This is a genomic window from Candidatus Nitrososphaera sp. 86-2, assembly GCF_056726185.1.
Genome location: NZ_JBWZON010000001.1, coordinates 476906 through 491513 on the forward strand (window position 1 = coordinate 476906; position 14608 = coordinate 491513).

17 protein-coding genes are annotated in these 14608 nt (G+C 54.0%); 12 read left to right on the top strand and 5 right to left on the bottom strand.

All coding sequences use genetic code 11. The annotated features are described in order from the left end of the window. The first annotated feature begins 19 nt into the window (after positions 1-19). The 3 genes from ACYOR7_RS02930 to ACYOR7_RS02940 are packed head-to-tail and all read left to right on the top strand — an operon-like array spanning position 20 to position 3952. Complete coding sequence (locus ACYOR7_RS02930) at positions 20-901, top strand: electron transfer flavoprotein subunit beta/FixA family protein (RefSeq protein ID WP_294806631.1); 882 nt, start codon at positions 20-22, stop codon at positions 899-901. Beyond that, entirely contained in the window at positions 898-2082 is a 1185-nt protein-coding gene (locus ACYOR7_RS02935; RefSeq protein ID WP_294806633.1) for an electron transfer flavoprotein subunit alpha/FixB family protein, read from the top strand. The genes ACYOR7_RS02930 and ACYOR7_RS02935 overlap by 4 nt, the downstream gene beginning before the upstream one ends. A gap of 1 nt (position 2083) precedes the next feature. Beyond that, on the top strand, positions 2084-3952 hold the full coding sequence (locus ACYOR7_RS02940; protein WP_479913064.1) for an electron transfer flavoprotein: 1869 nt from the start codon (positions 2084-2086) through the stop codon (positions 3950-3952). Here the strand turns inward: ACYOR7_RS02940 and ACYOR7_RS02945 are convergent. Further along, complete coding sequence (locus ACYOR7_RS02945) at positions 3949-4497, bottom strand: thioredoxin family protein (RefSeq protein ID WP_294806638.1); 549 nt, start codon at positions 4495-4497, stop codon at positions 3949-3951. The two genes, ACYOR7_RS02940 and ACYOR7_RS02945, sit on opposite strands and share 4 nt — an antisense overlap. An 85-nt stretch (positions 4498-4582) precedes the next feature. Between ACYOR7_RS02945 and ACYOR7_RS02950 the strand changes: the two genes are divergently transcribed. The 6 genes from ACYOR7_RS02950 (at position 4583) to ACYOR7_RS02975 (ending at position 8846) form a co-directional block, all read left to right on the top strand. Further along, entirely contained in the window at positions 4583-4879 is a 297-nt protein-coding gene (locus tag ACYOR7_RS02950; RefSeq protein ID WP_479913065.1) for a hypothetical protein, read from the top strand. 469 nt (positions 4880-5348) lie between these two features. Further along, on the top strand, positions 5349-5738 hold the full coding sequence (locus ACYOR7_RS02955; protein WP_294808558.1) for a hypothetical protein: 390 nt from the start codon (positions 5349-5351) through the stop codon (positions 5736-5738). A gap of 23 nt (positions 5739-5761) precedes the next feature. Further along, a complete protein-coding gene (locus ACYOR7_RS02960) occupies positions 5762-6115 on the top strand; it encodes a hypothetical protein (protein WP_294808556.1) in 354 nt (117 codons plus the stop codon). A gap of 90 nt (positions 6116-6205) precedes the next feature. After that, positions 6206-7558 (top strand): tRNA (N(6)-L-threonylcarbamoyladenosine(37)-C(2))-methylthiotransferase, encoded by a 1353-nt coding sequence (locus tag ACYOR7_RS02965; protein WP_479913066.1) that lies wholly within the window; start codon positions 6206-6208, stop codon positions 7556-7558. A 95-nt stretch (positions 7559-7653) separates the two neighbouring features. Continuing rightward, complete coding sequence (locus ACYOR7_RS02970) at positions 7654-8622, top strand: FtsZ/tubulin family protein (protein ID WP_294805688.1); 969 nt, start codon at positions 7654-7656, stop codon at positions 8620-8622. A 32-nt stretch (positions 8623-8654) separates the two neighbouring features. Then, positions 8655-8846: a hypothetical protein gene (locus tag ACYOR7_RS02975; protein ID WP_294805687.1), complete on the top strand. Its 192-nt coding sequence runs from the start codon at positions 8655-8657 to the stop codon at positions 8844-8846. Between the two features lie 100 nt (positions 8847-8946). Here ACYOR7_RS02975 and ACYOR7_RS02980 read toward each other — a convergent pair whose 3' ends face one another. The 3 genes from ACYOR7_RS02980 to ACYOR7_RS02990 form a co-directional block, all read right to left on the bottom strand. Continuing rightward, the gene (locus tag ACYOR7_RS02980; RefSeq protein WP_294805686.1) at positions 8947-9426 is read right to left on the bottom strand and encodes a hypothetical protein; all 480 of its coding nucleotides are present in this window, start codon (positions 9424-9426) and stop codon (positions 8947-8949) included. A gap of 566 nt (positions 9427-9992) precedes the next feature. After that, positions 9993-10376: a 50S ribosomal protein L31e gene (locus ACYOR7_RS02985; protein ID WP_294805685.1), complete on the bottom strand. Its 384-nt coding sequence runs from the start codon at positions 10374-10376 to the stop codon at positions 9993-9995. Between the two features lie 21 nt (positions 10377-10397). Beyond that, positions 10398-10556 carry a 50S ribosomal protein L39e gene (locus tag ACYOR7_RS02990; RefSeq protein ID WP_294805684.1) on the bottom strand — a complete coding sequence of 53 codons (159 nt, stop codon included), beginning with the start codon at positions 10554-10556 and terminating at the stop codon, positions 10398-10400. A gap of 86 nt (positions 10557-10642) precedes the next feature. On the opposite strand from ACYOR7_RS02990, the gene ACYOR7_RS02995 reads away from it, so the two are divergent. Further along, the gene (locus ACYOR7_RS02995; protein WP_479913067.1) at positions 10643-11791 is read left to right on the top strand and encodes a 3-hydroxyacyl-CoA dehydrogenase family protein; all 1149 of its coding nucleotides are present in this window, start codon (positions 10643-10645) and stop codon (positions 11789-11791) included. 204 nt (positions 11792-11995) lie between these two features. Here ACYOR7_RS02995 and ACYOR7_RS03000 read toward each other — a convergent pair whose 3' ends face one another. After that, entirely contained in the window at positions 11996-12547 is a 552-nt protein-coding gene (locus ACYOR7_RS03000) for a TIGR00725 family protein (RefSeq protein WP_479913068.1), read from the bottom strand. Positions 12548-12627: 80 nt separating this feature from the next. Here ACYOR7_RS03000 and ACYOR7_RS03005 point away from each other — a divergent pair, with 80 nt between their 5' ends. Next, positions 12628-13266, top strand: coding sequence for a phosphoribosyltransferase (locus tag ACYOR7_RS03005; RefSeq protein WP_294805681.1), 639 nt, complete (start codon positions 12628-12630; stop codon positions 13264-13266). Positions 13267-13304: 38 nt separating this feature from the next. Further along, positions 13305-14576 (top strand): adenosylhomocysteinase, encoded by a 1272-nt coding sequence (ahcY, locus tag ACYOR7_RS03010; RefSeq protein ID WP_479913069.1) that lies wholly within the window; start codon positions 13305-13307, stop codon positions 14574-14576. The last annotated feature ends 32 nt before the right edge of the window (positions 14577-14608 follow it).

Sequence of the window (14608 nt, forward strand, 5' to 3'; positions counted from 1 at the left end):
ATAAAGGGGAGTGTAAAGTATGCCGAACCTTAACGTCGCCGTTATTGTGAAACTAGAGCCTGATTTTTCCGAAGGAAACGTAAGCTACAACGCCGACGGAACCCTCAATAGGGCAGAAACAAAGAGCATTCTGGGGCCGCACAGCGCAATTGCCTGCCAGGCCGCGTTTTACGCCCGCGTAAAGTTCGGGGCCAGAGTGTCGGTCGGAACGATGGGCCCACCAAACGCAGACGCCGCCCTTGCGCAGGCGCAATTGATTTGCGACGCGGAGGAGTTGCACCTGTACAGCGACAGGCTATTTGCAGGAGCAGACACGCTTGCCACCGCCGAGGTCCTCCGAGCAGGAGTGGCAAAGATGGATGTCGGCAAGATGGACATCGTCTTTTCCGGCCACCGCGCATCCGACGGCGAGACTGGCCAGACTGGGCCGCAGACTGCGTGGAAGCTTGGATTTACGTTTCTTGGACACGTCATAGACTATGATATTGACGTGGAAAGGCGGGTGGTGAGGGCAAGGCGCCTCATATCGCTGCAGGGCGTTTACGACGTCGAGGAGGAGGTGGAGGCCCCGCTTCCAGTGTTTATCGCAATAGATCCGTCATACAAGCCGTCGTTTGACACGGTATCGCAGAGGCTTGCGCTTGAAAAATACCAAAAGGAGGCAAAAGAAAGATCGTCTGACTACAAGCGATACCTAAAGACGTTCAACGCGCAGCAGCTGGAAGTCGACCCAAAAACGGTGGGCCTTCCCGGCTCGCCCACAATCGTGTACAAGGTAGAAAAGATACCCCGGGCCAAGGCTAGCAGAAAGGCCGAGGTAATAGATGGCTCTGACCGGGAGCAGCTGCGCAAGGTCGCGGCCAAGATACACGAAGTACTTGGAGGCATGGTCATAAAATGACGACAAAGTACGAGCACCTGTACATGATAATAGAGCACGAGGAGGGCCAATTAGTGCCGGTCAGCCTGGAGATGCTTGGCGAGGCAAGGCGCCTCATGGACGGCTACAACAGGAAATATTCCGCCGACGAAAAGGTGGTTGCACTGGTCCTTGGAAGCGGCGTTCGGAAAATATGCGACGAGCTTGTGTATCATGGCGCGGACGCCGTGATATACGCCGACAGCCCGGAGCTGAAATACTCGCGCAACCTGGTCGACACCAAGGTTATCTCGCAGATAGCGCTCGACCGGTCGCTTGTCGCAAAATTTTCAAATTCTTCGGATTTTGAACGCCCGCGTTACATGTTCTTTGCGGCAGACAGCGTTGGCAGGCAGCTGTCCTCGACCGTGATGGCGCAGCTCGACTCGGGCCTTGCGTCTGACATCAACAAGCTGGTCATAAGCGACCTTGAGATAAGGCATGAGCACAAGACCAAGGGCCAGCCCATGGTCTACGAAAGGACACTTGAAATGTACCGGCCCGACTTTTCCGGCTTTCTCTGGACCACTATTCTGTGCCTTGACAACCGCAACCCGGCAATCGCAAGGGACTACCATCCACAGGCGTGCAGCATAATCCCTGGAGTCTTTGAACCCATAGCGCGCGACGAATCGAGGAAAGGCGTCATAATCGACTATACTCCGACGTTTGACCCTGAAGACCTGAAGGTGAAGGTGCTGGCAAGAAAGCCTGTGAAAAGCGCGGTCGACTATGACAGCAAAAAGGCAGTGGTCAGTTTCGGCCGGGGGATAAAGGACGCGCCGGAGCAGAACATAAAGCTGGTGATAGAGCTTGCAAAAGAAATCGACGCCGAGGTCGGAGTCTCGCTTCCCATATCGAAAAAGCCGTACCCTGTGAGTGAGGGCATCAGCTCTGCCTACATGATACCTGACAGGGTTATAGGCACAAGCGGCAGGAAGGTAATGCCTCTTCTCTACATAGCCGCCGGCATCAGCGGCGCGATGCAGCACATCGCCGGCATGAAAGAGTCAGGCTTTGTCATTGCGATAAACCCAGACGTCGAGTCGCCGATAAAGGACGAATGCGACGTGTTCATCCAAGGCAGGATGGAAGACGTGATTCCCGCACTAATCGAAGAACTGCGGGTGATAAAGCCCGCATTGGAGGCAAGGAGAAAATAAAATGACAGAGCGCTATGACGTGGCAGTCATCGGCGGAGGCTCTGCCGGGCTTGCCGCGCTAAAGAAACTGGCAGACCTCGGCAGGCAGGCCGTGCTCATCGAGGCCGGCAGGCAGGTGGGGACAAAGAATGTCTCCGGTGGCATCCTGTATTCGAAAAAGCCAAGGCACGGCAAGGTGCACAACGTAGAGGACGTCTATGGCAACTTTTCCGAGGCGCCGGTGGAGCGCCAGATTACCAAATACATCCTGCACGCAGTCTCAAAAGACAAGGACTATGCGATAGACCTGACTGCAGCACACGAGTACCAGGCAAATTTCGGTTATTCTGTGCTCCTTGGAAGGCTGAACGCCTGGTTTGCAAAACAGGCCGCAGAGGCCGCAGAAAAGTCTGGCGGAGGAATAGTGTCCGGCGTCCATGTGCGGTCGATTGGCTGGAACAATGGACATGCGGTTATAGAGACTGACGAATTAGAGCCCTTTGAGGTAAAGGCAGTCATTGCCGCAGACGGCGTCAACTCGGAAATAGCCGAGATGACAGGGGCAAGACCAAAGTTTTCGCCGGCGCAGACGTACCAGGGCGTCAAGGTGATTGCCAAGCTTCCAGAACAGATACTGGAGGAGCGCTTTGGCATAGGCTCTGATGAAGGCGCCGCCCACCTGTTTGCGGGAGACGTCACGCTAGGGCACATCGGCGGCGGCTTTGCTTACACGAACCGCGACACGCTGTCTGTCGGCGCCGTCTACCATTTCGACTCGCTGGTGGAAAAACCCGCAGAGCCCAGCGCGCTTGTTGACGCACTCTTGCGGAACCCGCTGGTGTCAGAGTTTGTCAGGGATGAGGTGGCAGTCAAGAAGGAGATAGACCGCAACCTGCCAAAGGAGGAGCAGCTGCGCATAAAATTCGCAGTCAGCAAGCTGATAAAGACGTGGAGCGAACTTCGCGACGCCTACTACTCGCCTTCTGCGCGCAAAAAATTGGTAGAGTCTGGAAAATACAAGTCTGACGACGAGATAAAATCGCGGCTTGAATCGATAAAGGCCGACCTGCAGTCCAAGTACGGCGCAAGGTTTGAAACCGACTATGTGGAGCTGGAATACTCTGCAAAACTCGTGCCGGACGGCAAGCGCTGCATGATGAAAAAGCCGTACCACAAGAACATCCTGTTCGTGGGAGACGCGGCCGGAAGGGGCGTCTTTATCGGGCCCCGGATAGAGGGGCTTAACGTCGGGATAGACGACGCCGTGAGGGCCGCCGAGTCGGTGTCTCGCGCAATCGACCGCAACGACTTTTCCGGCGAATACATGGGCGAATACTACTCGCAGCAGGTGGAGGCAAGCCCGTACACGCGGGACATGCGCGAAATCGACAAGGACTATTTGAAAACGTTCCTCGATGCGGCAAAGGACGTTCCAAAGGACATCGTGGGCCAGCGCTACGGCATAATATTTCGGCTGATGTCGTCAAGCACGTTCCGGGGTCTTGCGGTGGGCCTTGCCAACATGCTCGGCTACGACAAGCTCTTGCCGCTGGTCGAGTCGGAGGAGACGTACGTGCAGGTGCCAGTAGAAATCGCAGAAAGGCTCGGCAAGCAGGTTACGGCGTCGTACGCGCCCACCATACCAAGCGTAGCAGAGCGTGTTGCGAAATTAAAGTACGACGACGACAGGCAGTCGCACATCAAAGTCACACACCCCGAGTCAGAATTCATGAAAAAGCTCGTCACTCTTTGCCCGACAAAGTGCTACAGTCTAGAAGACGGCAAGGTGGTGCTGCAGCACGAAGCTTGCATAGAGTGCGGGACGTGCGCCAAAGAAACCGAGTGGCGCCACCCAAGAGGGGAAAAGGGAGTAGTCTACCAGTATGGCTAGTTCTTCCACTTGATCGAGCAGCCGATAGATGGGTCGAAATCCTTTTCCAGCTTTTTGCCAGAAAGGAGCGTACGCACGTTGTTTTCCATCACCGGCACGGTTGGTTTGGCCTCCGGCTCCATTGCGTCGTTTATCCTGCCGTGGAATGCCAGCTTGCCGTCGACAAAGAGGAACGGGTCGGGCGTGCACACCGCGCCATACGCCCGCGCTACTTCTTGGCTGTCGTCAATGAGGTAGTGAAAGTTCAGGCCATATTCTTTGGAAAACTTGACCATGTTGTCAAAGCCCTCGTCCTGATAGCTCGGGTCGTTGCTATTGATGCCGATCACTTGCAGTTCGGAGGGCTTGAACTTGGACTGGAGCGCGACAATGTCGCCAATCCTTGCCTTGACAAAGGGGCAGTGGTTGCAGATGAAAACTACAAGCGTCGCCCTGCTTTTGTACTCTGACAGCGAGTGCATCTTGCCGTCGACGCCCTTTAACTGGAAATCAGGCGCGCTTGAGCCCGTTTTTAGGACCTGCGGAGATGATAGTGTTCGTGCCATGCAATCAAGATCGTCTTTCAGATATTATATCTATTGCGATGTTTCTCTCGCGACGCTTAAAATCAACCACCCTCTATCATCTGGCATGAGGTTTGTCATAAGAGCCATCATACCTACTGAAGCCGGCAACAAGGCAGTCCAAGACCCAAACTTTGTATCCAACATGGAAAACTACATGAAGTCAAACAAAGTCGAGGCCGCGTACTTTATGGAGTCGAACGGAGAAAGGATCGCGATGTTTGTACTTGACCTGCCAAGCGTCGACAGGATACCTGCGGTGGCAGAGCCACTGTTCATGCTCGGAGCAAAGGTCGAGCTTCGCCCTGCGATGACGATTGATGACCTGAAAAAGGGAATCCCCGCGGCTATGGGCAAAGCCTGACTGCTACTGTTAGAGCATATGCAGAGCAAGTGATCGCCCAGAAAAGCAAGAAGTAGTACATTATGCCTGAGCAGTATTTGTGTGATCTCTGCGCGTGGTTATTGTCTTGCCGCCTGCGATCTCTTTTCTGTGCGTTGCAAGGAACCATGCCACCAGTGGCAAGCCTCTATCCCAAATGCCAGATAGCTACCGTGTATCTCAAACACCATTTTTTAACCTTGGTATATCATACGCTTTGGAATATTTAGATGTAAAGTTTACATTTGTTTTGTAGATTCCATAAAATAGTAATGCTCATTACCTAGTTTTAGACGAATATTTTATCATGTTGATTTCATGCGCGCATGTTTTTTGGAAATGAGGCAGCGGTGCAAGCGCAAATCTCGATAATGGAAGGGCCGCGGAATGTCGCAGCCGTGTGCGTGTGTGGATATTATAATATAACACTGCTTGCAAACAACAAACTCAGATGTCGTCCTCCGAATCTCTGGACGCAATTTTACGGCTGCCACAGAGAAAACTCGTAGTCGCGCAGAGCGATGTGCATCTAGACAAGCCTGCCAAAAATGAAATCTTTGTCCTGATGGTAGAAGAGTCGCGTGGGTCTGCAGGCGGCCGTGCGGCCGGCTCGGGCCACCGGAAAATAGGCAAGGTATACGGCTTTGCCTGCGAGGGTGGCAAGTGCACCAAGTTTGTCGACGTGGACGATCCTGCCAAGGTCGAGATGTTTGACATACCATACAGCGCGGTGGCGATGGACATCGTGCTTTCTACCGGGCAACCGTATGTTGTACAGGGAATAGTAGATCCTGAATTTGTCGCAGGCTACAAGAATGTCGTCGCGGGCAATCTAAAATAGCACATAGGTGGTAACTGATAGCGTTGTCCAACGACCGCGTTGAAGAGGCCGCCTCTGCAATCGAGGACCTGCTCTACATGGGAGCGATAAGGCTCGACGGGGAAAAGGCGCTCCTGTCGCCGCAGTTTTCGCTCGTAGCATCCAACGTGACTGACAGCATGGATGTAAAGGCAGACAGCCCCGCGGAAGTGATGAAGCTGATGTACTACTCGCTTTTGATATACATGAACGAGTACCTAAAGATGCCAAAAGCGCTCACCATGGCGCTTGGAAACGACATGGAAAGCCACCGCGACTCGATGGAGTCCGGGGCACTCGTCACGACCTACGTGGCCATCCTGTCAGAAATATGGTCGCAGAACGAGCCGCAGGGATGATTTTTTTTCCTTGCAAGCCGGCAAATGCCTCTGCCTGTTTCCAAAAAGACATGATTTTTAAACCAATGCACGTTACCTGAAAGCCGATATATGTACGTCCGGTCGCTCAAGCCCAAGCTCATAGAGTCGATACGCCTGATAAAGCACGAACCTGCAAAAGGCAAGAAGGTGTGGGTTGAGGCATACGGGTGCTCTGCCAGCATGGCCGATTCGGAAATGATAACCGGGCTCTTGAAGAGCGCCGGATACGAGATTGCGTCGAGCAGAAAGGAGGGCTCGCTCAACCTCATTGTCACGTGCTCTGTAAAGGACACGACGGAGCACAAGATGGTCCACCGCATAAAGCAGCTTGGCAAGACCGGCAAACCTCTCGTAGTCGCAGGCTGCCTCCCAAAGGCAGACAGGGCGATGGTCGAGTCGCTCAGCCCGATGGCAAGCCTCATGGGGCCGCACTCTATCGACAGGTCTGCAGATGTCGTCGGCTCTGCATTTCTGGGCAATCGCTTGGTCGCACTTGAGGACTCACAGGCCGACAAGGTCAACATCCCAAGGGTCAGGATAAATCCCGTCGTGAGCATCGTCGAGATTGCAAGCGGGTGCATGAGCGAGTGCACGTTCTGCCAGACAAAGCTTGCCAAGGGGTGGCTCCACAGCTACAGGATAGGCGACATTGCAAGACAAGTGAGAGACGACGTTGACGCCGGATGCAAAGAGGTGTGGCTCACCTCGACTGACAGCGGCTGCTACGGACGGGACATGGGGACGAACCTTGCTGAGCTGTTGAGGGCTTGTACCGGGATTGACGGCGACTTTAAAATCCGCGTCGGGATGCTGAACCCTCAGTACATGCCCGACATGATGAGTGAGATTGCCGACGTCTATTCTCAAAACGACAGACTGTTCAGGTTCATCCACATGCCGGTGCAGAGCGGGAGCGAAAGGGTATTGAGAAAGATGAAACGTGGCCACACCGCGCAGGTGTTTTCAGACGCGGTAAAGACACTGAGGGCAAAAATGCCAGACTTTACGATATCGACGGACATCATAGTCGGCTTTCCGACAGAGACCGAAGACGACTTTCAAGAGACGCTTGCCCTTCTCAAAGAGACGCAGCCTGACGTGGTCAACATCTCGCGGTATAGCGCCCGGCCAGGGACAGAGTCTGCCAAGATGAAAAAGGTTAGCTCGCAGGTGGCAAAAGAAAGATCAGAGCGGCTGACAAGACTCGTGCGCGATATTGCGAAAAAGCGCAACGCTTCGTGGAAGGGTTGGCAGGGCGACATCGTAATCGACGAGCTTGGCAAGGTCGCTCAGGGCAGGAACTATGCCTACAAATCAGTAGTGCTTGCCGGCAAGCCGGACAGTTTCAAGCTGGGTGAAAAAATACGCGTCAGCGTTTACGATTTTTCCAGCTTTTCTTTGAAAGCCCGCGCGATTCTGTAACAGCTCAAACTTGTTACACCCGACGCGGCCGGCTGCTAATCTCCAAAGCTTTTTAACTTTCGCGAGCTACTGTTGCAAAGGGAGAGCGGGGGACAGTGTCGGAAGACGTTTTGATCAAAAATCCATTACTTGTCGTAGGTATAGGCGGCGCAGGAAGCAGGCTGGCAAAAAAGGCAAGCGAAGCGATAGGCTGCGAGTGCCTCCTTGTGAGCAACGACAAACGCGACCTTGACGACAACAATTCTATTCTTGTTAATTCAGGCAAGTGGGTCAATCCCTCGACGTACAAGCTGAGGTCTTTTGCGTCTGCAAAGCAAGAGCAGATCCGCTCCAAGCTTGAGGGCTTTGGCACCATAATTGTCATCGCAAACCTTGCCGGCAGGGCAGGCGCGGCAATGGCGCCCGTGGTCTGCAGCGTCGCCCGCAAGACCAGCACCGTGATCTCTTTTGCCATCATGCCTTTTGGTTTCGAGAAGGACCGCATGTTTACGGCAGGCGTGTCGCTGAGACGGATGCGCGAAGCGTCTCACTCTATTGTAGTCATGGACAACGACGCGTTTCTTGATAATAATCCCGAGCTCTCAAAGGAGGAATGCTATTCTGCCACCAACGGCGCGATAATCGAGGTGGCATCGTCCCTTGCCTCAAGGGGCGTCAGGCCGGACATGAACATACTTTCGACCAGCAAGGCGTCGGGAGACTCGCAGGCGTGCCTCCGGGACTCTGTCTCGATGCTGTACCAAAATGTCATCGATTCAGGCGCCATAAGGCGCACAGTCGTGTACGTCATGGGAGGAGAGACGCTCCCCATATCACAATTGAACCAGCTAGTGGGCTATGCGCAGGGCATATTCAAGGAAGAAGGGACTACGGAGGTCGCCATGTCATCGCTTGCGACGGCAACCGACGGCGTGCGCGTGCATGTCGTAGCCTCGGCGCCGCAAAAGACTCGCTTTGACGCGTACGACCCGCTCGGCGAGATCTTTGACGCAGACAGCCACCTTGACTGGGATGAGCCGGATTCTGCGCCGGACCTAGAGCTTGCAATCCCAATCCTAGAATAGGTTATTATAGAAAAACGCCTCTCTGAGAGGCGTTGGAAATAATCCAGTGCGGCTGCCGGTGCATTGTCTGCAAGGGCCAAAAGCTTGAGGGCAAGAGCTTTAACGCGCCCGACGGATACCTTGACATACACCACACCTGCAAGGACTGCGGCGCCCATTTCGACCACCTCGACGGCACCGTTTTTGAAAAATGCGAGATCTGCAGCTATACTAAAAAACCTTGAACTGGCTGTCAGTCGAAAGACTCGCACGCACACACACAAGCAAGTATGAGGCCAGAATACCTGCCCTCATACCTTTTCCGTTAGCTGTCTAGTTCTTGCCTCATTGGGAATGCCGCGGAATGCGCTCAAAGGTCACGACATAATCCCTGTTGAACGTATCTGTCAGTCTCAAAGTCGCGCTGTCTATTACGTCAGTAAGGGTGATGTCTGCTTGGGAAAGATGGAACCTGTATTGTTGTTTTACTGTTTTTCCAACGCTCAACTCGACAGGTGTGTCTGCCTCTGGATCAGGGTAATATTCCCGACCCGCGTGTGTTATTGTTAGTCTGGCTCGGCGAATAGTCGTATTTGCTCCCATGTTTTGCAGGCTAACCGTGACGTCTATGTCATAGACTTTGGAGCTGTCCTGCTGTAAATTCCAGAATGCATACTCACGCATAGCCGCCACTATTGGTTTTTGCTTCTTGGTGGTGCGGTAGGCTAGGATGCCCGCCAGAGCGGCAATTGGGAACGCCAGGATGATGACGAGATAAGTCGTCGTATCGGTTATTACGTACATCATCGTATCGGCCAGGTACATCGATGTATGATACCTGTCCCTAAATATAATGCCACTCTATCATGCTGCCTCTGCCTGTTATTGGCAGCAGGAAGCAATAGGGTTGCAGCCGTTGTGTACTAATTGTTACGAATTGTCAATTGAACGAAATCGGATCCAAAAAAAGCACGGGTGAGTAGTGAATTAGGCCGCCGCCTTTGCCATGGTTCGCCTCTCGTACCCACAAGACGGCGGCCCGTAATATGGTTCGATGACGTTGAGGCATGTCCTGCTAATTGCCGGAGTATAAGAGGTTCGATTAACTAGGTTCATCTTCACGCTTGGAGTTACGAAGCAGAGAGAGGTTGGGCGGATTTTTTTCTAAAAAAAGACCAAAAGTGGCAGGCGCAGATTGCAAGGATTTGCCTGCAATGTGATCTATGCTTGCTAATCCCGTTCTTCTAGTATGTGTTTTTTTACCTGTCTGTCAGTTTCTTGTGATACATGCTCTTGCATTCGCCGTCCTGCGCGAGCCTGACTTCTTTCATCTTTTTCTTGTCGTAGATTGTCTGTAAAAATTTGTAACAGAAGGGGCAGACGTCTATCATTTACTGCGTCTTTTCTACTTCTGCCTTCGTCTCTTCTGCTGCTGGCTTGGTTTCTGCTGCGGCCGGCGCTTCAGTTGTTGACGCTGGAGCTGGTGCCGGGGCTGACGCAGACTCGGTCGGCTCTTCGTACAGCGAGACCGTGACGACGTCGTCCTCGTCCTTGACCATCTTGACCCTGACCTTCCTTGGCGGGTTAGTCTTGCCGCGAGACCAGATCTGCCTGTTGAGATCCTGGTCCAGCTTGATCTCGCCGGACTTCATGTGTTTTTCTGCGAATTCCCTGATCATGTTGACAACCCGGTCGGTCCTCCTGTACTCTGGTGTTATCCAGGCCCTTCCGAGGTTGATGGTGTAAACGCGGGTAATGTTTTCTTCTACTGACATTTCTTTTATTTCACCTATCTATTATCCAACTTTGACGTCAGACCTGCGCCAAAGCCTGCGCTTGGGGTTGGTCCTGACCTTCCTGCTGGTCCTGATGATAACCCACGCTGGAACCGGCTGGTTCTGCCTGGTCTTTTTCATCAGTCGCTTTTTGCGCGACGTGTTCTTACGCGCAGCCATATACGTCTGTTCGATTCTTTTTCTCCGTCTTTTAAGTGTTCGTAATAGCAACATTAAAAATCACCGTGCAATCATGTGTGCATAACATGTCCGTCTCAATAAACAAGATAACCGTCCTTGGCTCCGGCGTGATGGGCCACGGCATAGCGCAGGTTTCCGCGATGGCTGGCTACAACGTTACGCTTCGCGACATCGAGCAGTCGTTCCTCGACAAGGCAATGGAAAAGATAAAGTGGTCGCTGGGCAAGCTGGTCGAAAAGCAAAAGCTGTCGCAGGAGGACGCGGACAGGATATTTGCGCGCATCACTCCCATCGTTGATTTGAAGACTGCCCTGAAAGGCGCAGACCTGCTCATAGAAGCAGTGCCGGAGGACATGAACCTAAAGAAAAAAGTGTATGCAGAGGTGGACAGCTTTGCAGAAGAAAAGACGCTCTATGCCTCCAATACCAGCACGCTCCCAATAACCGACATGGCCGCGCTCACGAACAGGCCGGAGCGCTTTATCGGTCTGCACTTTTTCAACCCGCCGCAGCTGATGCCGCTTGTGGAGGTGATACCTGGCGCAAAGAGCAACTCGGGCATGGTGGACATGGCGATGGACTATTGCAAAAAGGTGGGCAAGCAGCCGGTCCTGTGCAAAAAGGATGTGCCGGGCTTTATCGTAAACCGCGTCTTTATCCCGCTGGTGCATGAGGCGGTGTATTGCATGGAGCGCGACAACGCGTCTATGACGCAGATAGACTCGGCAGTAAAGTTCAGGATGTCTTTTCCGATGGGGATTTTCGAGCTGGCAGACTATACCGGCCTTGACGTGATACACAAGGCGACGGTAGAGATGCACATGCGCGACACCAAGGTCATTTTCCCGCACCCCAAAGTCAAGCAGCTGTTCGACGAAAAGAACCTGGGTCAAAAGACCGGCAAGGGCTTTTACCAGTACAGCGGCGACAAGTACGAGCGCGTCAACCTGACAGAGCAAGAGGCTGCAACCTACAATCCGATAAAGCTGCTTGCAGTAGCTGCAAACAATGCGGCGTGGCTCATAACAAACGGCGTCTGCGACAGGGCAGAACTTGAAAAGGCGCTAAGGCTCGGCATGGGCCTGAAGAAAGAGCTGTTTGCGACTGTGCAAGAATTTGGTCCGCAGGACGTGGTTAAGATGCTTCGGGACCTGGCGGCAAAATACGGGCAGTTCTACCAGCCAGACCCATACCTAGTCAACTATCGGGCCTAGCTTTTGCTGCACAAAATGACAGAAAGTCTTAAATCGTTTTTCTGTGTATAGAAGGTGCCGAACTGGAAAAGCACGATCCGTCAGAAAACTACGCAAAGGGTATAGGCTCTTGGCGCAAGTTCATGTGGCTGCCAGAACGCCCTCCTGTCTCTCGGGACAGGTGTGCAAGTAACGGCAGAATCTACTGAAGCACGCGTGACATCGTCACGTTGTGTCCGGCAGGCTGTCGTGCCCCAGCCCGGCATTATTATTCTTCTGGATTTTATCCAATATTGTATTGACAGCTTCTCTCGGGCTTGATGACGTGGTTATCTCTACGCGCTTGCGCTCGTCTAGATGCCTGCCGCTGTATTCGTCTGCAGTCCCTCCGCTTCCCTTTACTGCGGCCATCGGCTTTTTCATCATGTAGCCGACCGTCAATTCGGTCAGGGTGCCGACCCCGCCGCCGACTGCGATTATTCCGTCGGCAGAGCCGGCCACGATAAAGTCGCGGGCAAGCCCGATGGTCGTGCAGATTACGATGTCGCAGTACTTGTTCGCATAGGAAAAGTCGTCCTGCGGGATGATGCCGACAGTAGTGCCGTTGTTGTCCTTGGCGCCCCTGCAAGCCTCCTCCATGACCCCGCCGAGGCCCCCGCACACCAGCACCGCGCCGGCCCTTGCTATCTCGCTTCCCACCTCGTACGCCGCCTTTCTTGCCGCGTCAGTGCACCTATCTTTGTTGTAGCCGATGACTGCTATCTGGAGCCTGCGCACAGGTGCAAGAGACGGCAGGGCAGTGAATTATAGTTTTGGACAGCTGAACGCTTAAAAACTGCGCCGGCCGGATCTATCTCGTGAAGTTTCAGAACCGGGCAGACGCGGGCAACGCGCTTGCAGAAGTGCTTGCGCCGGCGGTGAAAAAGGGCGCACTCGTACTAGGAATACCGCGGGGCGGAGTCGTCCTTGCGGACATTGTCGCCGGCAAGCTGGGGGCGGGCTTTGACATCGTCATACCAAGAAAGCTAGGCGCGCCCGGAAACGAGGAGCTTGCAATCGGCGCGGTCATGGCCGACGGCACCGACTATGTCAACCGCTACGTAGTAATTGCACTCAGGGTCAAGGAGGAGTACATAGAGAAGGAAAAGGAAAGGCAAGTGGCCGAGATAGAAAGAAGGCTGTCCAAGTACCGCAAGGCCGGCCTGCCCTACGACATCCGGGGAAAAGAAGTCGTCCTTGTCGACGACGGGGTTGCCACCGGCGCGACTGCAATTGCCGCCGCAAGGTGGATAAGGAAACACCAGCCGGCGTCTCTCACTATAGCCGCGCCAGTGGCGCCGGCACAGACGGTCGATGCGCTGAGGCACGAGGCAGATTCCGTGACCGTGCTTGCGGCGCCGGCGGACTTTGGCGCGGTAGGCGAGTTTTACGAGGACTTTGCGCCCGTGACTGACGAGCACGTGATGGCGATAATGCTCCGGCGCGGTCTCCTCTAGCGAACACGTAATATATGGCGCCGGCCCTTGCAGTTTTCATGGAATACCGCGTCAAAGACCTTGCGCTTGCCGAGGAAGGCAAGAGGCGAATAGACTGGGCAGAGGCGCACATGCCCGTCCTTGTTGCGCTAAGAAAGAAATACAGCGAGACCAAGCCACTGAAAGGCATCAGGGTGACAGGATGCCTGCACGTGACCAAAGAGACCGGCGTCCTTGCACGGACGCTAAAGGCGGCAGGCGCAGAGCTGTCGTGGTGCGGCTGCAATCCGCTTTCAACGCAGGACGATGTCGCGGCGTCGCTGGTCAAGCACGACGGCGTTTCAGTTTTCGCAAGCCGCGGAGTTTCCACAAAGGAATACTATGATGACATACACAACTCGATGAAGCTGAACCCGCACGTTACAATCGACGACGGGGCGGACCTGACTGTAGAGATGCACGAGGCCCTTGAGCAGGGCAAAAAGGGCGGCCTTGCCGGCCCTCTGTACGGAGGCACCGAAGAAACCACTACCGGCGTGGTGCGCCTGCGCGCGCTGCAAAAGGCCGGAAAACTGCTCTATCCTGTAATCGCGGTAAACGACGCTGAAACAAAACATGACTTTGACAACGTGTACGGCACTGGCCAGTCGGCGCTTGACGGCATAATCCGAGCCACGAACGTTCTCCTGTCTGGCAAGAGCGTCGTAGTAGCGGGGTACGGCCACGTGGGCAAGGGAGTGGCAAAAAGGGCGTCCGGCCTTGGGGCAAACGTAATAGTGACTGAAGTAGACCCAATTGCAGCGTTGAAGGCAAAGCTCGACGGCTTTTCCGTGGCTCCAATGAACAGCGCTGCAGAAGTAGGAGACGTTTTCATCACAACTACGGGCTGCAAGGACGTGATTGTGGCAGACGACATTGCCAAGATGAAGGACGGCGCGATACTTGCAAACGCTGGCCATTTTAACGTCGAGATCTCGATTCCTGACCTTGAAAAGCAGTCCACCGGCACGAAGGAAATCAACCAGCACACGATGCAGTACAGCCTAAAGAACGGAAGCCGTGTCTACCTCATCGGCGAGGGAAGGCTCGTCAATTTGGCAGCAGCAGAAGGCCACCCGTCGGAGGTCATGGACATGAGTTTTGCAAACCAGTTCCTGTCTGTGCTGCGCCTGGCGCAGTCGAAAGGCACGATGAAACCGATTGTCTATAATATCGACAAGCAGCAGGACCAGGAAATTGCGCTGGCAAAACTGCAGTCGATGGGCGTCGACATTGACAAGCTCACGCCGGAGCAAAAGGCATACCTCGACGGGTTTGCGGAAGGAACGTAGCTGAACATATATTATCGGTCAATCGAAAGCAA

What these genes read in the sequence shown, in the direction of transcription:
- ACYOR7_RS02930 (WP_294806631.1), top strand. Translation starts at nt 20, where the DNA reads ATGCCGAACCTTAACGTCGCCGTTATTGTGAAACTAGAGCCTGATTTT.
- ACYOR7_RS02935 (WP_294806633.1), top strand. Translation starts at nt 898, where the DNA reads ATGACGACAAAGTACGAGCACCTGTACATGATAATAGAGCACGAGGAG.
- ahcY (WP_479913069.1), top strand. Translation starts at nt 13,305, where the DNA reads ATGGAATACCGCGTCAAAGACCTTGCGCTTGCCGAGGAAGGCAAGAGG.
- ACYOR7_RS02955 (WP_294808558.1), top strand. Translation starts at nt 5,349, where the DNA reads ATGTCGTCCTCCGAATCTCTGGACGCAATTTTACGGCTGCCACAGAGA.
- ACYOR7_RS02940 (WP_479913064.1), top strand. Translation starts at nt 2,084, where the DNA reads ATGACAGAGCGCTATGACGTGGCAGTCATCGGCGGAGGCTCTGCCGGG.
- ACYOR7_RS02990 (WP_294805684.1), bottom strand. Translation starts at nt 10,556, where the DNA reads ATGGCTGCGCGTAAGAACACGTCGCGCAAAAAGCGACTGATGAAAAAG.
- ACYOR7_RS02980 (WP_294805686.1), bottom strand. Translation starts at nt 9,426, where the DNA reads ATGTACCTGGCCGATACGATGATGTACGTAATAACCGATACGACGACT.
- ACYOR7_RS02950 (WP_479913065.1), top strand. Translation starts at nt 4,583, where the DNA reads ATGAGGTTTGTCATAAGAGCCATCATACCTACTGAAGCCGGCAACAAG.
- ACYOR7_RS02985 (WP_294805685.1), bottom strand. Translation starts at nt 10,376, where the DNA reads ATGTCAGTAGAAGAAAACATTACCCGCGTTTACACCATCAACCTCGGA.
- ACYOR7_RS02965 (WP_479913066.1), top strand. Translation starts at nt 6,206, where the DNA reads ATGTACGTCCGGTCGCTCAAGCCCAAGCTCATAGAGTCGATACGCCTG.
- ACYOR7_RS02995 (WP_479913067.1), top strand. Translation starts at nt 10,643, where the DNA reads ATGTCCGTCTCAATAAACAAGATAACCGTCCTTGGCTCCGGCGTGATG.
- ACYOR7_RS02945 (WP_294806638.1), bottom strand. Translation starts at nt 4,497, where the DNA reads ATGGCACGAACACTATCATCTCCGCAGGTCCTAAAAACGGGCTCAAGC.